Source organism: Sphingopyxis sp. H050 (assembly GCF_001468265.1).
Classification (GTDB): Bacteria; Pseudomonadota; Alphaproteobacteria; order Sphingomonadales; family Sphingomonadaceae; genus Sphingopyxis.
Map to the genome: position 1 here is coordinate 44,321 of NZ_LNRZ01000004.1, position 24,626 is coordinate 68,946.

28 protein-coding genes are annotated in these 24,626 nt (G+C 65.5%); 16 read left to right on the forward strand and 12 right to left on the reverse strand.

Features of this window, described 5'->3' with window-relative positions; all coding sequences use genetic code 11:
• Positions 1-4: 4 nt before the first annotated feature.
• A complete protein-coding gene (locus tag ATE67_RS09280) occupies positions 5-886 on the reverse strand; it encodes a glycine--tRNA ligase subunit alpha (RefSeq protein ID WP_058816732.1) in 882 nt (293 codons plus the stop codon).
• Between the two features lie 244 nt (positions 887-1,130).
• Between ATE67_RS09280 and ATE67_RS09285 the strand changes: the two genes are divergently transcribed.
• The 4 genes from ATE67_RS09285 to ATE67_RS09300 all read left to right on the forward strand — a co-directional run bounded on the left by ATE67_RS09285 (position 1,131) and on the right by ATE67_RS09300 (position 3,663).
• Positions 1,131-1,343: a helix-turn-helix transcriptional regulator gene (locus ATE67_RS09285; protein ID WP_058816477.1), complete on the forward strand. Its 213-nt coding sequence runs from the start codon at positions 1,131-1,133 to the stop codon at positions 1,341-1,343.
• Positions 1,336-1,773, forward strand: coding sequence for a hypothetical protein (locus ATE67_RS09290; RefSeq protein WP_058816478.1), 438 nt, complete (start codon positions 1,336-1,338; stop codon positions 1,771-1,773). The genes ATE67_RS09285 and ATE67_RS09290 overlap by 8 nt, the downstream gene beginning before the upstream one ends.
• Positions 1,774-1,837: 64 nt before the next feature.
• Positions 1,838-2,773 (forward strand): TraB/GumN family protein, encoded by a 936-nt coding sequence (locus ATE67_RS09295; protein WP_058816479.1) that lies wholly within the window; start codon positions 1,838-1,840, stop codon positions 2,771-2,773.
• A 38-nt stretch (positions 2,774-2,811) separates the two neighbouring features.
• Complete coding sequence (locus ATE67_RS09300; RefSeq protein ID WP_231728094.1) at positions 2,812-3,663, forward strand: TraB/GumN family protein; 852 nt, start codon at positions 2,812-2,814, stop codon at positions 3,661-3,663.
• A 116-nt stretch (positions 3,664-3,779) separates the two neighbouring features.
• Here the strand turns inward: ATE67_RS09300 and ATE67_RS09305 are convergent, their stop codons facing one another.
• From ATE67_RS09305 to ATE67_RS09335, 7 genes are all read right to left on the reverse strand, one after another.
• The gene (locus tag ATE67_RS09305; protein ID WP_058816481.1) at positions 3,780-4,469 is read right to left on the reverse strand and encodes an N-acetylmuramoyl-L-alanine amidase; all 690 of its coding nucleotides are present in this window, start codon (positions 4,467-4,469) and stop codon (positions 3,780-3,782) included.
• Between the two features lie 67 nt (positions 4,470-4,536).
• Positions 4,537-5,409, reverse strand: coding sequence for a CheR family methyltransferase (locus ATE67_RS09310; protein WP_058816482.1), 873 nt, complete (start codon positions 5,407-5,409; stop codon positions 4,537-4,539).
• Positions 5,406-6,473 (reverse strand): chemotaxis-specific protein-glutamate methyltransferase CheB, encoded by a 1,068-nt coding sequence (cheB, locus tag ATE67_RS09315; RefSeq protein ID WP_231728095.1) that lies wholly within the window; start codon positions 6,471-6,473, stop codon positions 5,406-5,408. The genes ATE67_RS09310 and cheB overlap by 4 nt, the downstream gene beginning before the upstream one ends.
• A 56-nt stretch (positions 6,474-6,529) precedes the next feature.
• The gene (locus ATE67_RS09320; protein WP_058816484.1) at positions 6,530-6,904 is read right to left on the reverse strand and encodes a response regulator; all 375 of its coding nucleotides are present in this window, start codon (positions 6,902-6,904) and stop codon (positions 6,530-6,532) included.
• 61 nt (positions 6,905-6,965) lie between these two features.
• Positions 6,966-7,403 carry a chemotaxis protein CheW gene (locus ATE67_RS09325; protein ID WP_058816485.1) on the reverse strand — a complete coding sequence of 146 codons (438 nt, stop codon included), beginning with the start codon at positions 7,401-7,403 and terminating at the stop codon, positions 6,966-6,968.
• A complete protein-coding gene (locus tag ATE67_RS09330) occupies positions 7,400-9,781 on the reverse strand; it encodes a chemotaxis protein CheA (protein ID WP_058816486.1) in 2,382 nt (793 codons plus the stop codon). Before ATE67_RS09330 ends, ATE67_RS09325 begins: the two co-directional genes overlap by 4 nt.
• A gap of 113 nt (positions 9,782-9,894) precedes the next feature.
• Entirely contained in the window at positions 9,895-10,536 is a 642-nt protein-coding gene (locus ATE67_RS09335) for a histidine phosphotransferase family protein (RefSeq protein ID WP_058816487.1), read from the reverse strand.
• Positions 10,537-10,663: 127 nt separating this feature from the next.
• Here ATE67_RS09335 and ATE67_RS09340 point away from each other — a divergent pair, with 127 nt between their 5' ends.
• From ATE67_RS09340 to mtgA, 4 genes are all read left to right on the forward strand, one after another.
• Positions 10,664-11,620, forward strand: a complete 957-nt coding sequence (locus tag ATE67_RS09340) for an RluA family pseudouridine synthase (RefSeq protein ID WP_058816488.1) — start codon at positions 10,664-10,666, stop codon at positions 11,618-11,620.
• Positions 11,621-11,700: 80 nt separating this feature from the next.
• Positions 11,701-12,603: an RNA polymerase sigma factor RpoH gene (gene rpoH, locus ATE67_RS09345; protein WP_058816489.1), complete on the forward strand. Its 903-nt coding sequence runs from the start codon at positions 11,701-11,703 to the stop codon at positions 12,601-12,603.
• A 99-nt stretch (positions 12,604-12,702) separates the two neighbouring features.
• The gene (locus tag ATE67_RS09350; RefSeq protein ID WP_058816490.1) at positions 12,703-13,086 is read left to right on the forward strand and encodes a cupredoxin domain-containing protein; all 384 of its coding nucleotides are present in this window, start codon (positions 12,703-12,705) and stop codon (positions 13,084-13,086) included.
• A 66-nt stretch (positions 13,087-13,152) separates the two neighbouring features.
• Complete coding sequence (gene mtgA / locus ATE67_RS09355; RefSeq protein WP_058816491.1) at positions 13,153-13,860, forward strand: monofunctional biosynthetic peptidoglycan transglycosylase; 708 nt, start codon at positions 13,153-13,155, stop codon at positions 13,858-13,860.
• Between the two features lie 184 nt (positions 13,861-14,044).
• Here the strand turns inward: mtgA and pth are convergent, their stop codons facing one another.
• Positions 14,045-14,614, reverse strand: coding sequence for an aminoacyl-tRNA hydrolase (gene pth / locus ATE67_RS09360; protein ID WP_058816492.1), 570 nt, complete (start codon positions 14,612-14,614; stop codon positions 14,045-14,047).
• A gap of 66 nt (positions 14,615-14,680) precedes the next feature.
• The gene (locus tag ATE67_RS09365) at positions 14,681-15,310 is read right to left on the reverse strand and encodes a 50S ribosomal protein L25/general stress protein Ctc (RefSeq protein WP_058816493.1); all 630 of its coding nucleotides are present in this window, start codon (positions 15,308-15,310) and stop codon (positions 14,681-14,683) included.
• 347 nt (positions 15,311-15,657) lie between these two features.
• On the opposite strand from ATE67_RS09365, the gene ATE67_RS09370 reads away from it, so the two are divergent.
• The 7 genes from ATE67_RS09370 (at position 15,658) to ATE67_RS09400 (ending at position 22,151) form a co-directional block, all read left to right on the forward strand.
• Entirely contained in the window at positions 15,658-16,506 is an 849-nt protein-coding gene (locus tag ATE67_RS09370) for a helix-turn-helix domain-containing protein (protein ID WP_058816494.1), read from the forward strand.
• Between the two features lie 153 nt (positions 16,507-16,659).
• Positions 16,660-17,595 (forward strand): YbgF trimerization domain-containing protein, encoded by a 936-nt coding sequence (locus ATE67_RS09375; RefSeq protein WP_058816733.1) that lies wholly within the window; start codon positions 16,660-16,662, stop codon positions 17,593-17,595.
• Complete coding sequence (tilS, locus tag ATE67_RS09380) at positions 17,549-18,547, forward strand: tRNA lysidine(34) synthetase TilS (RefSeq protein WP_082660289.1); 999 nt, start codon at positions 17,549-17,551, stop codon at positions 18,545-18,547. The genes ATE67_RS09375 and tilS overlap by 47 nt, the downstream gene beginning before the upstream one ends.
• An 88-nt stretch (positions 18,548-18,635) precedes the next feature.
• Positions 18,636-20,579, forward strand: a complete 1,944-nt coding sequence (gene ftsH / locus ATE67_RS09385) for an ATP-dependent zinc metalloprotease FtsH (RefSeq protein WP_058816495.1) — start codon at positions 18,636-18,638, stop codon at positions 20,577-20,579.
• An 82-nt stretch (positions 20,580-20,661) separates the two neighbouring features.
• On the forward strand, positions 20,662-21,018 hold the full coding sequence (locus ATE67_RS09390) for a hypothetical protein (protein WP_231728096.1): 357 nt from the start codon (positions 20,662-20,664) through the stop codon (positions 21,016-21,018).
• 31 nt (positions 21,019-21,049) lie between these two features.
• Positions 21,050-21,526: a DUF11 domain-containing protein gene (locus ATE67_RS09395; RefSeq protein ID WP_058816497.1), complete on the forward strand. Its 477-nt coding sequence runs from the start codon at positions 21,050-21,052 to the stop codon at positions 21,524-21,526.
• A 19-nt stretch (positions 21,527-21,545) separates the two neighbouring features.
• The gene (locus tag ATE67_RS09400) at positions 21,546-22,151 is read left to right on the forward strand and encodes a DUF3800 domain-containing protein (RefSeq protein ID WP_058816498.1); all 606 of its coding nucleotides are present in this window, start codon (positions 21,546-21,548) and stop codon (positions 22,149-22,151) included.
• A 58-nt stretch (positions 22,152-22,209) separates the two neighbouring features.
• On the opposite strand, the gene rpoZ is transcribed toward ATE67_RS09400, so the two are convergent.
• On the reverse strand, positions 22,210-22,554 hold the full coding sequence (gene rpoZ / locus ATE67_RS09405) for a DNA-directed RNA polymerase subunit omega (RefSeq protein ID WP_058816499.1): 345 nt from the start codon (positions 22,552-22,554) through the stop codon (positions 22,210-22,212).
• Positions 22,555-22,630: 76 nt separating this feature from the next.
• Between rpoZ and ATE67_RS09410 the strand changes: the two genes are divergently transcribed.
• A complete protein-coding gene (locus ATE67_RS09410; RefSeq protein WP_231728097.1) occupies positions 22,631-23,884 on the forward strand; it encodes a phospholipase D-like domain-containing protein in 1,254 nt (417 codons plus the stop codon).
• Here ATE67_RS09410 and ATE67_RS09415 read toward each other — a convergent pair.
• Positions 23,881-24,516 carry a class I SAM-dependent methyltransferase gene (locus ATE67_RS09415; RefSeq protein ID WP_082660318.1) on the reverse strand — a complete coding sequence of 212 codons (636 nt, stop codon included), beginning with the start codon at positions 24,514-24,516 and terminating at the stop codon, positions 23,881-23,883. The two genes, ATE67_RS09410 and ATE67_RS09415, sit on opposite strands and share 4 nt — an antisense overlap.
• Between the last annotated feature and the right edge of the window lie 110 nt (positions 24,517-24,626).

Genomic DNA, 24,626 nt, shown 5'->3' on the forward strand with positions numbered 1-24,626 from the left:
GCGGTCACAGCGTCCACCCCGGATATTTTGCGGTCCAGCGCTCCGACTGGCTGTCGATCCACGCCTTGCAGCTGCCTTTCGCGAGATCGCGAACGCGCGCCATATAATTGGCGCGTTCCTGCACACTGATCACGCCGCGCGCCTGGAGCAGGTTGAAGAGGTGGCTCGCCTCGATCGCCTGGTCATAGGCGGCGAGCGGCACGCCCGCGTCGATCGCGCGCTTGCACTCTTCCTCGGCCGCCTTGAACCCCGCGAACAAAGTATCGGTGTCGGCGACCTCGAAATTCCACTTCGAGAATTGCCGCTCATTCTCGAGAAACACGTCGCCATAGCTCACCGCCGCAACATCGCCGACCGCGTCCGAAAAGCGCAGGTCGTACACATTGTCGACATTCTGGATATACATGGCGAGGCGTTCGAGCCCGTAGGTCAGCTCGCCCGCGACGGGCTTGCAGTCGAAGCCGCCCATCTGCTGAAAGTAAGTGAACTGGGTGACTTCCATCCCGTCGCACCAGACTTCCCAGCCCAGACCCCACGCGCCGAGTGTGGGCGACTCCCAGTCGTCCTCGACGAAGCGGATGTCGTGGAGCAGCGGGTCGATGCCGATCGCGGCGAGCGAGCCCAGATATTGTTCCTGCAGGTCGGCGGGCGACGGCTTCAGGATCACCTGATACTGGTAATAATGCTGAAGGCGGTTCGGGTTCTCGCCATAGCGGCCGTCGGTCGGGCGGCGGCTAGGCTGGACATAGGCGACGTTCCACGGCTCCGGCCCAAGACTGCGCAAGGTCGTCGCGGGGTGGAAGGTCCCCGCCCCCACGCGCATGTCATAGGGCTGCAGGATCGCGCAGCCGCGCGCGCTCCAATAGGCGTGCAGCGTCAGGATCATATCCTGAAAGCTCAGGACTTTCTTTTCCGCCCCTTCGGTCACCTTTTTCCCGTCTTTCGCAGGTGCAACAATATCCGTCGCCCTTGGCGCAGCAGGACCGCAGGGTCAAGGGACGGCGCGTCCGGGAGCGGGGCAATGTCACCCTCGCATTACAAAATATCAGGTCTTGTTGACAAGGTCAGCGAATCATGTCATTTAGTCAACAACACCTGACATTCGGTCAGGGTCGCTTGACGGAATGCCGATGAACAACCAGTTGAAGGTGCTGCGCGCGATGCGGAACTGGAGCCAGGCCGAACTGGCCGACCGGCTCGATGTATCGCGGCAGGCGGTCAATGCGATCGAGACGGGCAAATATGACCCCTCGCTTCCGCTCGCCTTCAAGCTGGCGCGGCTTTTCGACATGCCGATCGAGGAGATTTTCGACGATGGTTTCCAGGGGAGCAGCGATGACTGATGTCGACAAGCCTGCAAAGCGGCCCATGTCGCGGCGCCGCAAATGCTATCTGACCGCACTCGGCCTCGCCGGCCTGTTCGGCGGCATTTTGGGCGCTTGGATGCAGGTCGCGCAAAGCGGCGGATCCGCCTCCGACCTCGCGATGCTGAGCAACGGGCCACTGCCAACAAACTTCGCGATCGGCGCGTCGATCATCTGGGTGGTCGGCATGATCCTATCGCTCATCCTCTATCACCGCTCGGTCGACGACCATGAGGAACGCGCCTATCTCTGGGCGGGAACCGCTGCCTGGTACACGATCACTCTCGCCGGTCCGACCTGGTGGGTGCTCCACCGCGCAAGCTTGGCCCCGACCCCCGACCTGATGCTCGTCTTCGTCGGCGCCCTCGCGGTCAACCTGCTGGTATGGCTCTGGCTCAAGTATCGCTGACTTTCCCTCTCCCCTTCCCCCGCCGATCCGGCCATAACGGCCAAATAAGAAAGGATATTCTCCCATGAAGACCTGGTTCAAGTCGCTCGTCTCGACCTGCGCGATCATTCCCTTCGCCGCCTGCGCGCTGACGCCCAGCCCCACCGCGATGGCCAAGGAGCCCGCGGGGGCCGCGACCGCGGCGGTCACCACCGCCAAGCCCGCGATCTGGTCGGTGTCGGACGCCGACACCACCATCTATCTGTTCGGGTCGGTGCATGTGCTGAAGCCCGGCCTCAGCTGGTTCGACGGCGCGGTGAAGCAGGCCTTCGACAAGTCGGACGAGCTGATCCTCGAACTCGTCCTGCCCGACGACCCGGCCGAAACCGCGGGCGTCATGATGCCGCTGGCGCTGGACCAGACCGGCAAGACCATCCCGTCGCGGCTCACCCCCGACGAGCTGAAAGCCTATCAGGCGGCGATGGTTAGCGTCGGCCTGCCCCCGGCGCAGTTCGACGCCTTCGAACCCTGGTTCGCCGCCGTGACCCTGTCGGTGTTGCCGCTCACCAAGCTGGGGTACGATCCGAACAGCGGCGTCGAAAAGCAGCTGACCGGCTTCGCCAAGACCGCGAACAAGCCGGTTTCGGGCTTCGAGACGCTGGAGGAACAGCTCGGCTTCTTCGACGCGCTGCCCGAGGCGCAGCAGGTCGCATTCCTCAATTCGACCGTGAAGGAACTCGACCAGCTCGGCCCGATGCTCGACAAGATGGTCGTGCTGTGGGGCAAGGGCGATCCCGACGCGCTGGCGGTGACGATGAACGAGAGTTTGGCGGCGACCCCCGAACTTGCGAAGGTGCTGCTGTGGGATCGCAACGCGCGCTGGGCCGACAAGATCAAGGAACGCCTGCGCCAGCCGGGCACGGTGTTCGTCGCGGTCGGCGCCGGCCATCTCGCGGGGGATCACAGCGTGCAGGAATATCTGAAACTGCGCGGGCTGACCGCCAGGCGAATCGCCAATTGACCGCAAAAGGCGCCCTTCCCCGGCGCCGGGGCCGTCCCTTGCGGGCGGCCCTTTCGGCGTTGCTGCTCGCCGGATGTCCGTCGCAGCCCGCGACCGACGCGCGCCCCGCGATGTGGCTGGTCGAGGATGCCGACACGCGCATCTATATGCTGGGCAGCATGCACGCGCTGCCCGCCGGCACCGACTGGAACAAGGGCAAGGTTGCCGCCGTGGTCGCCTCGGCGGACGAGCTGATGCTCGAACTGTCGCCGCAACAGCTCGCCGGGGCCGGTGACGTGTTCCGGACCCTCGCACCGCGCAGCGCGCCGCTGGCGATGGCCAAGCGCCTGCCGCCGCGGGCGCTGGCAGGCTATCGCGCGATCGAGGCAGGTGGCGATTTCGGCGGCGACAGGCTCGACGACTGGGCCGTGCTCGTGCTGATGGGCCAGCGGGTCGCGGAGCAGGCCGACCTGACACCCGCCGACGGGGTAGAGAGCCGGCTGACGGCGGCGTTCCGGAAAGCCGGCAAACCGATCTCCGGCTTGGAGAGCGCCCAGACCCAATTGATGACGTTCGAGACGCTCGACGCGTCCACCCAGCGCCTGCTGCTGACCCGGGCGGCCGAAAATTCAGCGGGTGCGGTCCAGGACGTGCGGGCGATGGCGGCGGCATGGTCGCGCGGCGACACCGATGCGCTCGCGAAGATCATCAACGAGGATGTCGACCGCGTCCCCGCGGCGCGCAAGGCGATCATCACCGACCGCAACCGCCGCTGGAGCGCCTGGATCACGACCCGGATGGAGCAGCCCGGCACGGTGCTGATGGCGGTCGGCGCAGGACATCTGGTCGGCGCCGACGCCGTACCGGCGATGCTGACGGCCGAGGGCTATAGGGTGACGCGAGTCCAATAAAGTGAATCGTGGACGATGGCTTCGGCGTGGGGGAGCTGCCCCTCGCTTCACGTCGTGCTGAAACAAGTTCGGGATGACGAAGCCATAAATGTCCTGCTTCGCTCGAAACCCGCCGATCAATTACCCTCGGGCTGCGGCAGCAGCAGCGCGAGCAGGATCGCGCGGCATTCGCCGCAGATTGTGCCGTCGATGAGTTCGGGGCGGAAGCGGCGCTGGAAGGCGACGGTCGCGGCGAACCCGTCGGTCACGTCATAGCCGAAGCGTTCGAGCGCGAGCAGGAAGCCCGCGTCGGTCCATAGCGGATCGGTGAGTTTCTTCGTCGGGCGCGGCAGCGCGAGGCGGCGGCGCGCGAGTTCTTCCCACGGAAAAAGCTCGCCGGGGTCCTGCTTGCGCGTCGGCGCGATGTCCGAATGGCCGACGACATTCCCGCGCGTGATCGCGTGGCGGTCCTTGATCATATGAACGAGGCGGACGACCGAGGCGACTTGCGGATCGGGAAAGGGGACATATCCCCATTCGTGGCCCGGATTGACGATCTCGATCCCGACGCTGGCCGAATTGATGTCGCTCGTGCCGCGCCAGTGCGATTTGCCCGCGTGCCAGGCGCGCTTGTCCTCGGGAACCATGACGGTGATCTGCCCGTCTTCGCTGACGACGTAGTGAGCGGAGACCTTCGATTCGGGATTGGCAAGCCATTCAATGGCTTCGGCCCCGCTCTTCATGCCGGTATAATGAAGCACGATCATCGATATGGGCAGCGCGCGCTCGTCGAAATTCGGAGACCAGCGTTCGATGAAATCGCTCATGCGCTTGTTCGGCCCATTCTGTGCTTGCCCCGGCTTCGATTGCGCCAGCGGGGCGCAAAAAGCAAGGTCAGGCGGCGAGCGGGCGTGTGAGGTCCGGCCGGCGCACCTGCTGGTCGGCCGGCTCGTAGAGACCGCGGAGCCGCGGGCTGGCGACGAACTGGTCCGTCTGGCCGAGCACGGTCTCGCCCGCGCCCAGCACGAGGAAGCTTTGCGGCGCCGCCATCGCGCGGAGGCGCGCGAACGCCTTTTGCCGCATCGGCAGCGAGAAATAGAGCAGAAGGTTGCGGCAGAAGATCAAGTCGGCCGACGAGGCGAGCGGCGGCCGGTCGGTGAGCATATTCTGCACCGAAAAGTCGATCCGGCGACGCAGATCGGCCTTGGCGAGCCAGCCCGCCTCGGTCTGGTCGAACCAGCGCACCATGCGCTGCACGGGCAGGCCGCGCTGGATCTCGAACTGGGTGTAGAGGCCGACGCGCGCGCGGGCGATCGCGTGATAGCTGACGTCGGTGCCGACGATATCGATCTGCCACCCCGCCCATTTGGCTTCCTGCTCGGCGAGGAGCATCGCGAGCGAATAGGCCTCCTGCCCCGTCGAAACGCCGCAATGCCAGATAGTCAGGCGGCGGGTGCGCGCGTTGATGGTGCGGATATGTTCAAGCGCATTGTTCGCGATGTCGTCGAATACACTGTGTTCACGATAGAAAAATGTCTCGTTGTTGAGCATGGCGTCAACGGTGTCGTCGAGGAGCTGGCGGCTGTTCGAGGTGACGAGACCCGCGACGAGCGCGTCGAGATCGGCGATACCGTGGCGCTGCATCACCGGCTTCAGCGACATTTCGATGCGCCAGATGCGGTTCGGCGACAGCGTCTGACCGGTGCGCGACTCGAGTACGCCCATCAACACGCGATAGGCCGACTCGCTCGCGCTGCCGCCCATCATGGCCGCGTCCGTCCCGCGATATAGCTGCCGAGCATCAGGGCGATCGCATCGGGGTTCAGCGTCGCCGCGGCCAGCCCCGCTTTCGCAACCGCGCCCGGCATGCCCCAGATGACGCAGCTTTCGGGCGCCTGCGCGAAGATCGTGCCGCCCGCCGCCTTCAATTTCCCGGCGCCGCTCGCGCCGTCGCGGCCCATACCGCTGAGCACCACCCCCACGCCCCCCGCGCCGTAGGCGTCGGCGACCGACGCCAGCATCGGATCGGCCGACGGGCAGCAGCCATTCTCCACCGGCCGCCGGTCGAGTGCAATTTCGCGATGCCGGCCGATGGCGACGACGGTCAGATGCGCGTCGCCCGGCGCGAGATAGATATGGTTCGCCTCGACCTTCATCCCCGCGGCGGCGACCCGGACGGTCCGCTTGGTCATCGTCGCGATCTGCTTGGCGTAAAACTCCATGAAGGCGTCGGGCAGATGCTGGGTAAGCAGGATCGGCGCGGTGACGCGCGGATCGAGGTGGGTGATGAAATTGGTGAACGCCGGAATGCCGCCGGTCGAGGCCGCGACGGCGATGCATTCGAGGCCCTGATCGGGGTCGATCGCAACCGGGGTTGGCGGCACCGGAGGGCGGTAGGCGACGCGCGCGACCGCCGGAATCTCGCGCTGCTGACCAAGCGAGCGGATGCGGTCGGTAAGAATCTCCGCAAAGCGGCCCGAAAAGCTGCCGCGGCCAGGCTTGGCGAGCGTGTCGCTGGCGCCGAGCGCAAGCGCCTCGATCGCGGCGGGGCCGCCCTCGACGCAGTTGGACGACAGGATGAGGACGCGGGCGCTGGTCGCGCGTTCCAGAATATGCGGCAATGCGTCGATGCCGTTCATTCCCGGCATTTCGATATCGAGCACAACGACGTCGATCGGCTCGCGCGCCAGCACCGCTAGCGCTTCGCTCGCCGAGGCGACCGAGGCGCACACCTGCAGACCGGCATTCTGGTCGACGATGCGCTCGAGAATGCTGCGGACGACGAGACTGTCGTCGACGAGCATCACGCGGACCGGACGGCCCGCCGGCATCTCGTCCCCGGGGGGGCTGGATATCAGGGGTTGGGGCGTCGCCATCGTCGCCCCTCTCAGGCGACGCCGACGAGTTGCAGCTTTCCTTCGAGCGTTTCGCGGTCGAACGGCTTCATCACATATTCGTCGGCGCCCGCCTCGATCGCGGCACGGATATGGTCGATGCTGTTCTCGGTCGTACAGAAGACGACGCGAGGGCGCTCGTCGAAGCCGAAATCGAGGTCGTTGAACACGGTAAGGAACTCCATGCCGCTCATCACCGGCATGTTCCAATCGAGCAGAATCACGTCGGGGCGGTTGGCGCGGCAATAGGTCAGCGCTTCCTGCCCGTCGGCGGCTTCCTCGACAGAAAAGTCCATTCCTTCAAGGATATGCCGCGCGACCTTGCGGATGACTTTGCTGTCATCGACGACCAGACAAGACTTCGACATTGGTACCTCCGCAACCCCGTTTCGCGTAATGCTAATCCGAATGGGTATTCAGCTCGTTAATTCAGGCAGCCTTTAAGGCCGGTAAATTGATGAAATGCGACGGATCGACGACGAGGAGAGAATGCCCCTCATGCTCGATCATCGCCTCGGCGACGCGGGCCCAGCCGGGCAGCAGCTTGCCGGTGACGCGCGTTTCGGGCGCCTCGATGAAGCACACATCCTCGATCTCGTCGGCGAGCAGGGCATAGCCATGGTCGGCGACATCGACCACCACGACGCGCTGGCCCGGCGCGACTGGCACCGACGACAGACCGACGACGACATGCGGGTCGATCAGCGTGAAGACGCGGCTGCGCAGCGCGAACAGCCCCGCGACATGCGGCGGCGCGGCCGGCACTTCGACGACCGCACCGACGGTGACGACCGAGTGGATCGCACGGCTGCGCAGCGCAACGCGCGTGTCGGCAATCCGTGCGACGAGGTAGAGCTTGTCCATCATGCGCGGGTTCCTCCGACGCGGCGGCGCAGCGCCTCGAGCAGCGCGCCGCGGTCGTAGCGATAGACGGTGTCGTCGTCGGGGCTGGCGGCGGCGGCCGACGCGCGAAGGCGGATCACGGGGACGTCGCCGGGATGGGCAGCGGCACCGTCGTCGGTCAGGCAGAGCAGCACGTCGGCGGCCTCGGTCGACGCCCCCGACACGACGCGATAGCCGGCGTTCTGGAGGATCGGGGCGAGGAAATTGTCGCCCCAGCCATCGGGATCGTCGGCAATGCGGCACACCGGCGGACGCAGAACCGGCGCGGCGGCGCCACCCGCATATTGCTCCATCAGCCAGAAGGGATCGATCAGCTCGACCGGCTCGCCGCCGACGAGGACGACGCCCGCGATCAGGCCGGGGGCGAGCGCGGGCTGCACCATGTCGGGCAGGCGGACGATGTCGATAACCGCATCGATCGGATAGCACAGCACCATGTGGCCGTCGTGGAGGCGGAGCAGCTTGAGCGTGCCGTCGCCTTCCGGCAGCGTCGCGGCATGGACGGGGAAGATGTCGGCGCCGATCTGCGCCTGGATGCGGCCGGCGCTTTCGAATAGGGCGAGCGCGGGGACTTCTTCGACGCGCTCGATCACCGACAGGCGAACGCCGCGGCTGCGGCCGTTCGTGTCGCGGAACAGCAGGAGCTGTGCGGCGTGGCGCTCGGCAGCTGCGGCGGCTTCGGCCTCGACGGCCTCCTCCATCCGGCGGCCGGCCTCCGAGGCGTCGATCGCGGAAACGGCGAGAATGCCCTGGACATCGAGCAGCAGCACCGGGCGGCCGTTGTCCGGAAGCGTCGTGCCGGCGTAGAGCCCGGTCGCCATGATCATCGGCGCGGCAGGCTTGATCACCAGCTCTTCATGGTCATGAATCGCGGCGACGCTGAGCGCGTAGCTCTGGCCCTGTCCGGGGCGGACGATGACCAGTGCGCGGTCTTCGACATCGTCACGGTGGTCGCGGTTGCGGCCGAGGACGGTTTCGAGGCGAAGTAGCGGATAATGCTCGCCGCGCACGATTGCGAGTTCGCCGCCACCGACGCGTTCGATGCGGACGCTGTCGCTGGTTTCGAGCAGGATTTCGCGGACCGAGCCGCGCGGAATCGCGAAATATTGCCCCGCGGCACGGACCATCAGCCCCGAAATGATCGTCAGCGTCATCGGCACGCGAAGCAGGATCGAGAGCCCCCGCCCTTCTTCGCTGCGCAGTTCGACGATGCCGCCGATCTTTTCGACATTGGCCTTGACGATATCCATGCCGACGCCGCGGCCCGAGATGGCGGTGATCTTGGCCGCGGTCGAAAAGCCGGGGCGGAAGATCAGGTCGAGCTTCTCCTTCGGTGTCAGCGCACGGGCGTCGGTGGCCGAGAGGATACGCGACGCCATCGCCTTGGCGACGAGCGCGTCGGGCGACAGGCCTCGGCCGTCGTCGCGCACCTCGATCTCGATCTGGTTGCCCGACTGGCGCGCCGACACCGCGATGGTCGCGGTGACGTCCTTGCCCGCGGCGACGCGCTCGTCGAGGCCCTCGATGCCGTGATCGATCGCGTTGCGGACGATGTGGATCAGCGGATCGCGGATATTCTCCATCATCTCGCGGTCGAGTTCGACTTCGCCGCCGCTGGTGGCGAAACGGACCTTCTTGCCGAGGTCCTGCGCCAGGTCGCGGACGATGCGGGGAAGCGGCGAGAACAGCTTGTCGATACGCTGCATGCGCATCTGGCTGACCGACTGGCGCATCCCGGCGATCGAGTCGGAGAGGCGGTCGAACGAGGCGATCAGCGACGGATTGGCGCCAGATTCGCGCAGCATCCGGGCAAATTCGTTGCGCGCAAGAACGATGTCGGTAACCCCGGTCATCACGCTGTCGAGCAGCGGCAGCGGCACGCGGATCGAGCGCCATCCCTGCAGGTCGGTCGCGATGTCGTCTTCGCGGCGAAGCTGGACCTCTCCGGTTTCGGTGGGCGCCTTGGGCACAGTGTCGGCAACAGCCAGCGCGGCGATGACGTCGCCGTCGTCGCCCGCGGGCTCGACGCCCTTCTTGCCGAGAATCTCGCAAAGCTGGCCCAGGCGGTCGATGATCGCGAGGACGCCGGTGACGAGCGCGGCGTCGGCGGTGCGTTTGCCGCGGCGGACCTGATCGAGCGCATCCTCGGCGGCGTGGGAGAGCGCGGTAACGCGCGGCAGCGCGAGGAAACCCGAGCTGCCCTTGATCGTGTGGACGAGGCGGAAAATCGCGTCGAGCTGCGCGCGATCGGCGGGGTCGGCCTCCCACGCGACGAGCGCCCCGCCGGCCTCGGCAAGGATTTCCGCCGTTTCGGCGAGGAAATCGTTCAGCAGATCGTCCATCAAAGTACCGGTGCGCCCCAAAAATCGAGGCTCCACCATGGCGGACAATGGTTAATGGAGGGTTTGCTCAGCGCCGCGCGACAAGAAAAATACCGCGAGGATTTGCAGCGAAATCAGCGGCCTTTGAGGATGGCGCCGACAAGGAGCGAGGTCGGCGTCTCGCGGGCGAGCATCACCGTGCCGCCATTCTGCTTCGCGACCGCCTGAACGAGCACCGCCGGTGCGGTGCGCGAGGTCATCGCCGCCGCGCCCTCGCCTTCTGCAAGAATGCGTTCGACGTCGGCGTCGAGGAAGATGCGCTCGGCCTCGACGTGCAGCGCGATCTCGATGCCCTCGCCTTGGTTCTCGCAGCCGACATCGAGCCGGCCGCCGCGCACCAGCGCATCGACGAGGAGAAGCGAGAGGTTCAGGATGATCTTCACCGCGGGCTTCGGCAGCGGCTCGGGGCCGATCATCCAGTTGAGGTCGATCGCGCGGTCGCCGATGATGCCCTCGATCGCCGATTTTGCCTCGTCGGCCGGAACCAGCTCGCCGAAGCCGCCCGCCGAACCGAAGGCGAGGCGGAAGAATTTGAGCTTGTTCGCCGACGTCCTGGCGCTTTGTTCGAGCAGGTCGATGCAGCGCGCACGCATTTCGGGGTCTTTTTCGTCGGCCAGCAGCTCGAGGCCGTTCGCGAACGCGCCGACCGGGCTGAGCAGGTCGTGGCACAGGCGCGATGCCAGCATGGACGCGAAATCGACGCGATCGTCGGACATGGATCTTGGGCTCCCGCGAGGCCGGCAGTTTCCGGCTCGCGCTGCTCCTACGGCAGCAATATGGTTAAGGGCAAGCGTCGAGGCGCAGTCCCTTGAAATTCGGGGCCTCCCACCCATATCGCCGACGATGTTGGGGGACGACGAAATACTGACCGTGACGCTGGCGGACAGCGCGGCCGGGCTGCGGCTCGACCGGGCGCTGGCCGAAGCGCTCCCCGAGCTTTCCCGCGAGCGGTTGAAGACCCTGATCAAGGGCGGCCGTGTCGCCGACGCCAGGGGCGCGATCCTGTGGGACCCGGCGGCGAAGGCGGCCGCAGCGGCGACGCTCGCGGTCCGCCTGCCCGCCCCGACCCCGGCGCACAATGTCGCGCAGGACATGGGCCTCGTCATCGCCTATGAAGACGAGCATCTGATCGTCGTCGACAAGCCGGCGGGGATGGTCGTTCATCCCGCCGCGGGCAACCTCGACGGGACGTTGGTGAATGCCCTGCTCCACCATTGCGCGGGGCAATTGTCGGGGATCGGCGGCGTCGCGCGCCCCGGCATCGTCCACCGGATCGACAAGGATACGAGCGGGCTGATCGTCGCGGCCAAGCATGACAAGGCGCATGAAGGCCTCGCGAAGCAGTTCGCGGCGCACAGCATCGACCGCCGCTACATCGCCATCGCAGCCGGGCGCCCGATGCCCGCGAACGGCACCATCGACGCGGCGCTCGGCCGCTCGAGCACGAACCGCAAGAAGATGGCGGTGGTCGCGACAAGCCGCGGCAAGCATGCGATCACGCACTACCGGACGATCGAGCCGCTCAACGGCGCGACGCTGGTCGAATGCCGGCTCGAAACCGGGCGGACGCATCAGGTCCGCGTCCATATGGCGCATATCGGCCATCCGCTGGTCGGCGACCCGGTCTATGGCCGCGCCAAAAAGCCGCTGGCGGACACATTAAAAGCGCGTAATTTCGTACGTCAGGCGTTGCACGCGGCCCATTTGGGCTTTATTCATCCGGTGACCGGTAACAGCATCGCGCTCGACAGCGAACTCCCCCAGGACATGCGGGAACTGATCGATGAACTGCGCGTTTAGGTTTCGAATGAAAATCTATTTCGACCGCGGGCGCCAACCGCGGCATAGTCTCCTCTTGAAAATAAGGGAAAACTCGAAAAATGGCTAACAGAAGCAATGTTCCGGCAGTGGTGCCCGCGCTCGGCGGTGAGGCGAGCCTGAACCGCTATTTGGCCGAGATCCGCAAATTCCCCCTGCTCACCCCCGAGCAGGAATATATGCTCGCCAAACGCTTTCAGGAGCATGGCGACAATGAAGCCGCCGCGCAGCTCGTCACCAGCCACCTCCGCCTCGTCGCGAAGATCGCTATGGGCTATCGCGGCTATGGCCTGCCCGTCAGCGAGTTGATCAGCGAAGGCAATATCGGCCTGATGCAGGGCGTGAAGAAATTCGACCCCGAACGCGGCTTCCGCCTCGCGACCTATGCGATGTGGTGGATCCGCGCCTCGATCCAGGAATTCATCCTGCGCTCGTGGAGCCTCGTGAAAATGGGGACCACCGCGGCGCAGAAGAAACTGTTCTTCAACCTGCGCCGGATGAAGAACAACCTCGAAGCCTTCGAGGACGGCGATCTCAGCCCCGAGCATGTCGCGAAGATCGCCACCGATCTGGGCGTCACCGAGGACGAGGTGGTCAGCATGAACCGCCGCATGGCGATGGGCGGCGACACCTCGCTGAACGTCCCGATGGGCGAGGATGGCGACAGCCAGTGGCAGGACCTGCTCGGCGACGAGGGGCCGCTGCAGGACGAACGCGTGGCCGAGGCGCAGGAGCGCGACGTGCGCCATTCGCTGCTCAGCGAGGCGCTGGAAACGCTGAACGAGCGCGAACGCCACATCCTGACCGAACGGCGTTTGACCGACGATCCGAAGACGCTCGAGGATCTGAGCCAGATTTACGACGTCAGCCGCGAACGTGTGCGCCAGATCGAGGTGCGCGCTTTCGAGAAGTTGCAGAAGGCGATGCTCAAGCTGGCGGGCGACCGGCGGCTGGTCGGCGCCTGACGCGATTCCGCGCGAAGCGGGACTTGGGGCCTGCTCGCGGCGGATAAATCAGGGGCGGACCTCTGCCGGGATTTTACGCGCGCAAAAGGAGTCTGTGCCATGCGTTTCCTGCCCCTCGCGATCGCGGCCTTTGCCCTCTCCGTCCCTGTCACCGCCGCCGAATTGCCGGCGAAGGTGACGGTGACGATGGAGAATTTCAGCTACACGCCCGCGGCGCTCCGCCTCCACTCGGGGCATGCGGTGACGCTCCATTTCGTCAACGACGGATCGGGCGGTCATGATTTCACCGCGCCGGCCTTCTTCGCCGCCGCGACGATGGACGCCGCCAACCGCGCCCGTGTCGGCCCGAAGGGCCGTGTGTCGCTCGGCAAGGGCGAGAGTGCGGACGTGACGCTGATTCCGAAAGCCGGCACCTACAAGATGCATTGCTCGCACTTCGGCCATTCGGCGCTGGGCATGACGGGCGAGATCATCGTCGACTGAGGCCGTTTTTCCTTATTCGTCACCCTGCCCGCTTGTCACCTTCGCATCAGCGGCTAGTTTGCCCGCATGACAACCCGACCCCGCGCGACCAAGCGCAAGCTCCCCTGGTATCTGCGGCCGTTCAAATGGCTGCTGTGGTTCATCGCGATCTCGGTCGTGTGGGTGCTGATCTACGCGGTCGTGCCGCCGCCGGTAACGATCACCATGCTGACGGACGGCAACGGCATCACCAAGGATTGGACGAGCCTGTCCAACATCGACCGCAACATGGTGCGCGCCGCGATCGCCGCCGAGGACGGCAAATTCTGCAGTCACGACGGCTTCGACCGCGAAGCGATCGAACAGGCGATCGAGCGCAACGCGAAAGGCAAGCGGATGCGCGGCGGGTCGACGATCAGCCAGCAGACCGCGAAGAATGTCTTCCTGTGGCAGGGCAGCGGCTGGACGCGCTATATCCGCAAGGTGCCCGAGGTATGGTTCACCTTCCTGATCGAGAAAATCTGGGGGAAACGGCGGATCATGGAGGTGTACCTCAACGTCGCCGAAACGGGCCTCGGCACCTATGGGGTCGAGGCGGGGGCGCAGCGCTATTTCAAACACGGCGCCAGCAAACTGACCCCGCAGGAGGCGGCGCGCATCGCGGCGATCCTGCCGCTACCCAAGAAGCGCGAGGCCATCAGCCCGTCGGGCTTCACGCGGCGGTACGGGAACTCGATCCGGGCGCGGATCGGGGTGGTTGGCCGGGATGGATTGGACGGGTGCATTTACAAGTAGCGGCGGCTTTGGGGTGCGGGAGTGCACCTTGAACCTCATCATGCTGAACCTGTTTCAGCATCCATGGACTAAGCCAGAGTTCGACGCGGTGACGAAGGAAACGGCGGGCCATGAATCCCGAACAAGTTCGGGCTGACGATGCTGGGAATGTCGTGGTCCGATCGAAATCGGGCGACGTCCCGCCTCAGCCGTTCAATCGCAGCGCCAGGTCGTTCTGAAACCGCACGTCGTCGCCATCGGCCAGCCATTTCGACTCGGCAGCGATTGCGCCGAGCAGGTCGGTTAGCGGTTCGATCTCGCTCTTGTGATAATTGCCGAGGACATGGCCGGTGACGCGGTCCTTGTGCCCCGGATGGCCGATGCCGATGCGCACGCGGCGGAAATCCTCGCCGATGTGCTGGATCATGCTGCGGATGCCGTTGTGGCCCGCGGCGCCGCCGCCCCGCTTCACCTTCACCTGCATCGGGACGAGGTCGAGCTCGTCGTAGAAGACGGTGACGTCCTGCGGCGTCAGCTTGTAGAAATCGAGCGCCGCGCGCACGCTGCGGCCGCTTTCGTTCATGAAGGTGCCGGGTTTGAGCAGCAGGATGCGCTGCGATCCGATGCGACCTTCCTGGACCCATCCCTGGAATTTCTTCGCCGGAGGCGGGAAACCGTGGATGTCGGCAATGACGTCGGCGGCCATGAAGCCGACATTGTGACGGTGCATCGCATATTGGGGCCCGGGATTGCCGAGGCCGACCCAGAGCTGCATGGCGGTGCCTTTCCCGGGTCCAGGTGGAACGCCCCTCTCCGCATGGAGAGGGGCGGCCCGAAATGCTTAGGCTTCGCCTTCGGCGGCTTCGCCCTCGTCCTTCGTCGTGTCGCCGTCGCTCGACTTGAGCGCCGACGGGGCGACGATGGTGGCGATGGTGAAGTCGCGATCGGTGATCGCGCTTTCGACGCCCTTGGGCAGGGTGACGGCGCTGATATGGATCGAATCGCCCACATCGAAACCGGTGACGTCAATCGCGATCTCGTCGGGGATCTTGTCCGCGTCGCAGACGAGTTCCAGATCGTGACGGACGATGTTCAGCACGCCGCCGCGCTTCAGGCCCGGCGAGGCGTCTTCGTTTGCGAACACGACGGGCACTGCGACATGGACCTTGGCGTCCTTGGTAATGCGCAGGAAATCGGCGTGGATCGGACGATCCTTCACGGGATGGAAGGCGACGTCCTTGGGCAGGGTGCGGATCTGCTTGCCGCCGACTTCGATCATCACGACCGAGTTCATGAAGTGACCCGTCATCAGCTGCTTCATCAGCAGCTTCTCTTCGACGTGGATCATCAGGGGTTCTTCCTTGCCGCCATAGACGACGGCGGGGACACGGCCTTCACGACGCAGACCACGCGAGGCTCCCTTGCCTCCGCGTTCGCGCGTCTCGGCCGTCAGCGTCAGCTGATCGCTCATTATTTTTCTCCGAGTACGGTTACACAGTTCCGCCACGCCTCCAGGGATGACCATGGACGGAAGCGCGGGCGCATAGCGGGGAAGCGGCGGAAATGCAAGCACGGAGGGCGGCGGGTTGGTGTCGATCGGACCGCGACATGCAGGACGGGCCTTGAGGGGCGCCTCCGCACCGCAAAGCCGACTTCTGCCCGGTAAGGACGGTTGCCGATCGATGCCCCGTCCAACGATCCCAAATCCGCATCTTTTCAACCGGCCGTTCGCCGAACTTCATTTGACTTTCGCGCGTCGTCAATGCGATGAACGCTGCGACACGGCTTATGGGTCACGCGGCCGGCACGGAGACACTGATGGCAGACGAGGAAACCGCCCCGCAGCAGGGTGAGTTGGCGATCACGCGCACCGGCGACAAGCTGCGGCTGGCGCGCGAGGCCGCGGGTCTGTCGTTGGCCGATATCGCGACGCGGACGCGCATTACCCAAAGACACCTTGAAGCGATTGAGAAGTCCGACTTTTCCGGACTTCCGGGCCGCACATATGTCACCGGCTTCGCGCGCGCCTACGCCCGCGCCGTCGATGTGCCGGAGGCCGAGGTCGCGGCCTCGGTGCGCCGCGAACTCGAAGAGGATGCCTATGGCAGCCGCCCACTGTACGAAGCCTATGAGCCGACCGATCCCGCTCGCCTGCCGACCGCGCGCCTGACCTGGACGCTGGTCATCGTCGCGCTGCTGCTCGTCTCGGCCTATGGCGTCTGGCGTTTCCTGTCGGTCGAACCCGACGAAGCGCTGATCGCGGCCCAGAATCAGGCGGCCGAAGCGTCGGAAGCCCCCGCAGCCGCGACGCCCGCCGCAAAGGCCGGCCCCGCGGTCGCCGCTGACGCCCCCGTCGTGCTGACCGGCATTTCGGAGGTTTGGATCGGCTTCGACGACGCCGCCGGCAAGACCGAAAACTGGCGCACCCTCGATCCGGGCGAAACATATCAGGTGCCGGCCGACTATATCGAGAAGTTCACGCTGCGCACAAGCATCCCGCAGGCCCTGAAGGTCACCGTCGGCGGCCGCGACGTGGGGTCGATCGGCCCTGCCGACACGCTGACCAAAGGCGTCTCGCTGAAACCCGCCGACCTGATCGCGCGCGCCGAGGGCAACGCCGGAACGACGCCGGGAGCGGCAACGCCGGCACCCAAGACCAAGGGCTGATCGCCTCGTTCCGGCGACGGCAAGCGGCGGCGCGCCGAAATGGGTTTGCGCGCGCGCCCTTTGCGGCGTTATGAAGGCCGGCACAAAATTGGTTAATATGCGGGGGCCTATCGGCACATGATGAAGCAAGTCACCCTTTTGGGCGCGGCTGCGATGGCAATCGCCGCCGCCGCGCCGGTTCAGGCGCAGGACGCCACCGTCGCCAAGCGCGTCGATCGCCTCGAAAAGGAAATGCGCGCGGTTCAGCGTCAGGTCTTTCCTGGCGGCGCCCCGGCCTTTTTCGAAGGCGAAATCGCCCCCGACAACACCCCCGGCGAACGCGTGGGCAGCAGCAGCGCGCCGGTCGCCGACCTGACCGCGCGCGTCGATGCGCTGGAATCGCAGTTGCAGACGCTGACCGGCCAGACCGAGCAGAACGCCTATCAGCTGCGCGAGCTCGAGAAGCAGTTCGCGGCTTATAAGGCCGAAATCGACAAGCGCCTCGCGCCGCCTGCGGTCGATCCCGTCGCCACCCCGGCAAGCCTGCCGGCCGTCGCGACGACGAAGCCCGCCCCGACGCCGACGCCGACGCCGACGCCAACGCCCGCTGTGGCGGCAGCATCGACGACGAAAAAGCCGACGACGACCCCGGCGGCGGCCGCCGGCAAGCCCGACGCAGCCCGGCTGGCGCTCGTCAAGAAGGTCGAGATCCCGTCGAGCGGCAACGAACAGCAAGACGCCTATGACTATGGCTTCCGCCTTTGGTCGGCCAAACTCTATCCCGAGGCGCAGACCCAGCTGAAACAGGTCGTCACCAAATGGCCGAAGAGCAATCAGGCGAGCTATGCGCAGAATCTTCTCGGCCGCGCCTATCTCGACGAGGGCAAGCCCAGCCTCGCGGCGGTCGCCTTCTACAATAATTACAAGGATCGCCCCAGCGGCCCGCGGGCGCCGCAGAGCCTGATGTATATGGGCGTCGCGCTCGACAAGCTCGGCCGCAAGGCCGACGCCTGCAAGGCGTTCCGCGAACTCGAAGAAGTCTATGGTGACAAGGCCCCACAGGATGTCCGCGCCGATGCAGCCGCCGCCAAAACAAAAGCAGGTTGTTGATACCGACGCCGTAGAACGGCTGGGGCGCGATCTCGCCGCCCTGGCCGGCGCGGACTGGCAGCGGCGCCATTATGGCGTCGCGGTGTCGGGCGGGCCCGACAGCATGGCATTGCTATGGTTGATGGCGACGCTGCTGCCCGGGCAGGTGCGCGCGGCGACGGTCGACCATGGTCTGCGCAAGGGCTCCGACGAGGAAGCGCGCATGGTGGCGAGCTATTGCGCGCGCGAGCATATTCCGCACGTCATCCTGACGCCGCCGACGCCGATCAAGGGATCGCAGCAGGCCGCGGCGCGCGCCGAGCGATATCGGCTGCTCGAGGCCTGGCGGCAGGAGGGCGAGCTTGCCCATATCCTGACCGCGCATCACGCCGACGACCAGCTCGAAACGATCGTGATGCGCCTCAACCGCAGCAGCGGCGTCGGCGGGCTCGCGGCGATCCGGGCAAAGAATCGCGCGATCCTGCGTCCGCTCCTGTCCTGGCGCCGGGACGATCTCGTCAAGCTCGCGCTCGACCGCGATCTCCCCTTTGTCGACGATCCCTCGAACGACGATCATCGTTTCGACCGTGCCCGGCTGCGGCACGCGCTCCAGTCGCAGACGATCCTCGACGTCGAGGCGGCGGCGAAATCGGCGGGCTGGCTTGCCGAGGCCGACGATGCGATCGATTGGGCGGTCGAGCGGCTGATCGCCGCGTGGCCCGACGCTTCGGACATCGCGGTGATCCGCGACGAAGGCTATCCCCCTGAAATCTTTCGCCGAGTGGTCGCGCAGCGCCTCTCCGCCAACGACGGCCAGCTCCGCATCCGCGGCGTCTCGCTCGACGGGGTGATCGCGGCGATGAAGGGCGGCCGCCGCGCGATGGTGGGCGCGCTGCTGATCGACGCGGTGCCGGGCCTCGAGGGCACGATCTGGCGCATTTCGCCCGCGCCGCGCCGAAAAGCGGCAAAATAGGACAATCTGGCTCATTGTCATTTAACCCAAATATCCTACATTGTCGGGATTGATCCGCGCGATATGCGCGAAATTTGGAAAGATTCCGATGCAGGACGACAAGGAACCGCAGGGCAACCCCTGGATGAAGAGCGTGATGATCTGGAGCGGCATCCTGCTCGCCATGCTCCTCGTCGCCTCGATGTTCGGCGGCGCGGCCCAGCCGACCGGGAATCCCCTCGCCTATTCGGAATTCCGCCAGAAGGTCGAGGAAGGCGCCGTAAAGGACGTCGTTCTTTCCGAGGACCGCGTCACCGGCACCCTGTCGAACGGCGACAAATTCTCGGCAAACGTGGTCCGCGACCCCGATCTGCTCAAGATGCTCAACGACAACGGCGTCAAATATGACGGCAAGCCGACGGAAACGGGCAATATTTGGCTCTATCTGCTGATCCAGTCGCTGCCTTTCCTCTTGATCCTCGGCATCGCCTTCTTCGTTTTCCGTCAGGTCCAGAAAAACAACGGCTCGGGCGCGATGGGATTTGGCAAGTCGCGCGCCAAGATGCTGACCGAAAAGCAGGGCCGCGTGACCTTCGACGATGTCGCGGGCATCGACGAGGCGCGCGAGGAGCTCGAAGAGATCGTCGAGTTCCTGAAGGATCCCACGAAATTCTCGAAGCTCGGCGGTCAGATTCCGAAGGGTGCGCTGCTCGTCGGTTCGCCGGGTACAGGTAAGACCCTGCTCGCCCGCGCGATCGCGGGAGAGGCGGGCGTGCCCTTCTTCACCATTTCGGGTTCGGATTTCGTCGAGATGTTCGTCGGTGTCGGCGCGTCTCGCGTCCGCGACATGTTCGAGCAGGCCAAGCGCAATGCGCCCTGCATCGTCTTCATCGACGAAATCGACGCCGTCGGCCGCCATCGCGGCGCGGGTCTCGGCAACGGCAATGACGAGCGCGAGCAGACGCTGAACCAGTTGCTCGTCGAGATGGACGGCTTCGAGGCGAACGAAGGCATCATCATCGTCGCCGCGACCAACCGCCCCGACGTTCTCGACCCCGCGCTGCTGCGTCCGGGCCGCTTCGACCGCCAGGTCGTCGTACCGCGCCCCGACATCGAGGGCCGCCAGAAGATCCTCGAGGTTCACACCCGCAAGAAGCCCCTCGCCCCCGACGTCGACCTGCGCCGGATCGCGCGCGGCACGCCCGGCTTCTCGGGCGCCGATCTTGCTAACCTCTGCAACGAAGCGGCGCTGCTTGCAGCCCGCAAGGGCAAGCGCCTGATCGCCTCGAACGAGTTCGAGGAAGCCAAGGACAAGGTCATGATGGGCGCCGAGCGCCGGTCGATGGTGATGACCGAGGACGAGAAGAAGGCGACCGCCTATCATGAAGCCGGCCATGCGCTCGTGTCGCTGCACGTCGAGCATAATGATCCGCTCCACAAGGTCACGATCATCCCGCGTGGCCGCGCGCTGGGCGTCACCTGGAACCTACCCGAACGCGACCGCTATTCGCAGAATATGAAACAGATGAAGGCGCGCCTCGCACTCTGCTTCGGCGGCCGCATTGCCGAGCAGCTGATCTATGGCAATGACGAGCTGAACACCGGCGCGTCGAACGACATCCAGCAGGCAACCGACATGGCCCGCGCCATGGTGATGGAATATGGCATGTCCGAAAAGCTCGGCTGGCTGCGCTACCGCGACAATCAGGACGAGGTGTTCCTCGGCCACAGCGTATCGCGCGCGCAGAACATGTCCGAAGAGACCGCGAAGCTGATCGACGCCGAAGTCCGCCGCCTCGTCGAGGAAGGCGAGAAGGTCGCGCGCAAAGTGCTGACCGACAATATCGACGAGTTGCATCTGCTCGCCGGTGCGCTGCTCGAATATGAGACGCTGTCCGGCGAGGAGGCGAAGCGCGCAATCAAGGGCGAAGACATCGGCCGCGACAATGATCAGGACAAGTCGGGCACCCACGCATCGGGCCACGCCGGCTCGCTGCCCCAGATCAAGCGCAAGCCGCGCCCGTTCGGCGACGTCAATCCGCAAGGTGCCTGACGCAGGATTCACGCGCCGTTCACCCGTTCGGCGCGATTTCCATCGCATGCGGCACCAGCGCAGCCGATTTCTGCCAGCAATCATGGCATTAGGCGCCGGCGTCATGCTGTGCGGCATGGCGCCCGGCGATATGAGCGTCGCCGCCTTCCTCGCGCGCGCGACGTCGCTCGAACGGCTCGGCCCCCTCGCGCTCGCGACGCCCGACGCCCAGCTTTTGAAGGGTGAGGTCATCGCCGCCGGCAAACGCTACAAGGCGCGGATCGACGCCGAGCGCAAGGCGGGCCGCAAGACGACCAGCTGCCCGCCGGAAAGCGGCACGCTGACCCCCGAACAATGGATGGCGCATCTGCGCAGCTATCCGGCCGAGCGGCGCAGGTCGATTTCGGTCTATTCGGCATTCGACGGCTTGATGCGCAAACGATACCCTTGCCCGGCGTAGGACCGCCCCGTCAGGATCAAAGGAGATGGCCATGATGACACAGCTTCGCGCCGCTGCCCTGGCCCTTTCGCTGCTTGTCGTGACACAGTCCGCGTCGGCGCAGAGCGCGCTGACTTCGACCGTCGAGGTCGAACGATCCACGCCGGCAGCCGACGGCAAGCCGCCGATCACAAGCTATTCCCCGAGCGATGTTGTCGTCCCGGGCGACCGCCTCCGTTTCACCCTGACGTTCAGGAACGATGGCGCCGAGCCTGCGACGGGCGTTGCGATCAAGAATCCGATTCAGGACGGACTGATTTTCGATGGCACGCCCGATCTTGCCGGCTTCGATGTCTCCACCGACCAGGGCGCGAGCTTTGCTCCGCTGGCAACGCTGACCGTGCCGGTCGAAGGCGCAGATCGTCGCGCGGCGACCAACGCCGACGTGACGAATGTCCGCTGGGTGTGGAGCGATGCGATCGCGCCGGGACAAACCCGCACGGTCACTTTTTTCGCCAAGGTGAAATGATGCGCCCGGACGCGTGCCGATGACGATCTATTGCGACGAATCGGGCGGGCTCAACGCGGGGGCGATGACCTTCGCGGCCGCGATGCTCACGCCCGAGGCTGCTGCCGCCATCCACGCCCGCTTTCGGTCGGTCACCGGCCTGCGCGGCGAATTGAAAGGCAGCCGGATCAGCGTGACCGAGCGCGCCTATTTGCTCGAACTGTTCGACCGCGCCGGCGGCCGCGCCTGGGTTGCCGTCGCAACGCGCGACCGGCTTGCGCCGTCAGCCGATGGCAAAGCCGTCAGCGACCTGGCGCTCTATGCCGCCCTGCTCGATCTGGCCGTCAGCAGCTGGCTGCCCGAGACCGGCGGCGTCTGCACTGATGTGGTCATCGACGACGGCCGTTACGACCCCGCCATTCTCGGCCATGTCCGTGAGAGCATCCAGGCAGGTCTTGCCGGATGGGGCCGCGCTTCGCTTGCCGACAGCCGCCGGTCCGACGGCGTGCAGATCGCCGACGTCATCGCGAACAGCCTGTTCAATATCGAAATCGGCTCGCCCCGCGCGCACCGCATTGGTACGATCCTCGATCCGCTGCTCAAGTCGCGCGCCATTCGCATCGCGGAGCTAACGCGGCTGCCTTGATGCAGAAAGGGCCGCGGTCTCCCGCGGCCCCTCCCCGATGATCGATTGTCGAGGCGACTTATTCGAAGTCGCCACCGCCGCCAGCCGGGCTGCGCGGCGGCGCAGCAGCGGTGAGACGCAGTGCTTCGGCCGAGCGCGCGATCGAGCTGATTTCATCGGGCGTATCGTCATCGTCGACGACGACCTTTTGCAGCGTACCGACGAGCGCGTCCTGCAAATCTTTCGGGTGGACGGTCTGCTCGGCGATTTCGCGGAGCGCCACGACCGGGTTCTTGTCGCGGTCGCGATCGATGGTTAACTCCGAACCGCCCGAGATTTCGCGGGCGCGGTGCGCGGACATCAGGACCAGGTCGAAGCGGTTGGAAACTTTGTCGACGCAATCTTCGACGGTAACGCGGGCCATGTGAATTCCTTGTAGATAGGAGAGGCCAGCCAAAGGCATGGCGGCAAGCGCTGCGCGCTAGCAGGCGGCCGGGCGAATGTCAATCAAACCCCTGCCCTTGCAGGTCTCGCTAGCGACGGCCTATGATCGACGTATGACCGACGTCGACGTCCCCGCCGCCGAAACCGAGACCATCAAGGCGGAGGTTGCCGGGCACCGGCTGGAGGTCATCGTCGACGGCGACGAACGGCTCGATCGCGTCCTCGCGCTGCTTGCCGGCGCAATTCGCAGCATCGACCTGATCATGTACATCTTTGAGGACGATGCCGCCGGCCGCCGCGTCCTCGATGCGATGACGGCAGCCGCCAGGCGCGGCGTGCGCGTGCGCGCGGTGATCGACAGCTTCGGATCGGGCGACATTGCCGATGCCGTCTTCGATCCGCTGCGCGCTGAGGGCGGCACGGTGACCTTTTTCTCGCGGCGCTGGCGGTCGACCTACCTGATCCGCAATCACCAGAAGCTGTTGCTGATCGACGAAAGCATCGCGGTCACCGGCGGCTTCAACATCGCGGCGCCCTATCTGAGCCGGCAAGACGCGCATTGCTGGTTCGACCTCGCCTTTCTTGTCCGCGGCCCCTCGGTGGCGCGGATGATCGAATGGTTCGAGGAGATCCACGATTACACGCTCAACGACGACGGCAAGGTGCTGACGCTGCGCCGCCTGATCCGCGAATGGCCGGTTGATACCGGCCCGGTCTCGTGGCTGGTCGGCGGCCCGACGCAGCGCCTGTCGCCCTGGGCGCGCGCCGTCCGCACCGATCTGGAGCATGCGCGCCAACTCGACATGGCGATCGCCTATTTCTCACCCGGCCAGGGCATGCTGCGGCGGCTGGGCCGCGTGGCGCGGCGCGGCCGCGCGCGCTTCGTTATGGCCGGCAAGTCGGACAACGCCGCAACGATCGGCGCCTCGCGGCTGCTTTATGGCTATCTGCTACGCAAAGGGGCGACGATCTGGGAGTATCAGCCATGCAGGCTGCATATGAAACTGATCGTCATCGACGAAATCGTCTACATCGGCACCGCCAATTTCGACATGCGCAGCCTGTTCGTGAACGTCGAGTTGATGGTGCGGATCGCCGATGCGCCCTTTGCCGCGACAATGCGCGATTTCATCGCGCGGATGGCGCCCGATTGCGAGATGGTGACGAAAACGTCGCACAAGGCGCGCGCCAACTGGCTCACCCGGCTGCGCTGGACGCTCGCCTGGTTCGTTGTCGGCCTTGCTGATTACACCGTCACCCGGCGATTGAACTTCGGGCTCGGCGAAGTCGATCCCGAAACCGAGATCTAGTCCTTCCAACCCCAAAAGAGGAAGCAAGGCGGGACGTTGACCCATTCGAACGCGTTGTCGATGCGGTTGAAATGCACCGCGAGGAAATCGCGCGCCCGGGCGCGGAACTGATAGACCAGGAATGCGCCGCCAGGGCGCAGCACCCGGTGCGTCGCGGCGGCGATCGCCGGGCCGACGCCCGCGGGCAGCGTCGAGAAGGGTAACCCCGAAAGCACATAATCCGCATGATCGAAGCCGTGCGCGCGGACAATCTCTTCGACGTCGGACGCCGATCCATGCACCGCGATAAAGCGGCTGTCGCGAATATCCTTGCGAAGATAGTCGATGAAGTCGGGGTTGGTATCGATCGCAATCAGCGTCGCGTCGCCAGCCATATTCTCCAGAATCGGGCGGCAGAAAGTGCCGACGCCCGGGCCATATTCGACGAACAGCTTGGTATTTTTCCAGTCGACCGGGCGCAGCATGTGGCGGATCAGCGTCGGCGACGACGGCACGATCGATCCCACCATCACCGGATGCTTGATGAAGCCTTTTACGAACATACCCCAAGGTCCGAAAAAGCGCTTCAGCTTCTCGCGGGCCTTGCGGATCGGCGAGATGGTCGGTTGGGCCTGGGCCCGCGGATTGGTCATGATGGCTTTCGCGTTGTTGCGGTTGGCCGAATGCGTGGCAAAATCGGCGCGCCCGCGCAAGGAAAGAGTCAGTCTTGACACTGGACAGAAGCCCGCTCGCGTGTAGGGAA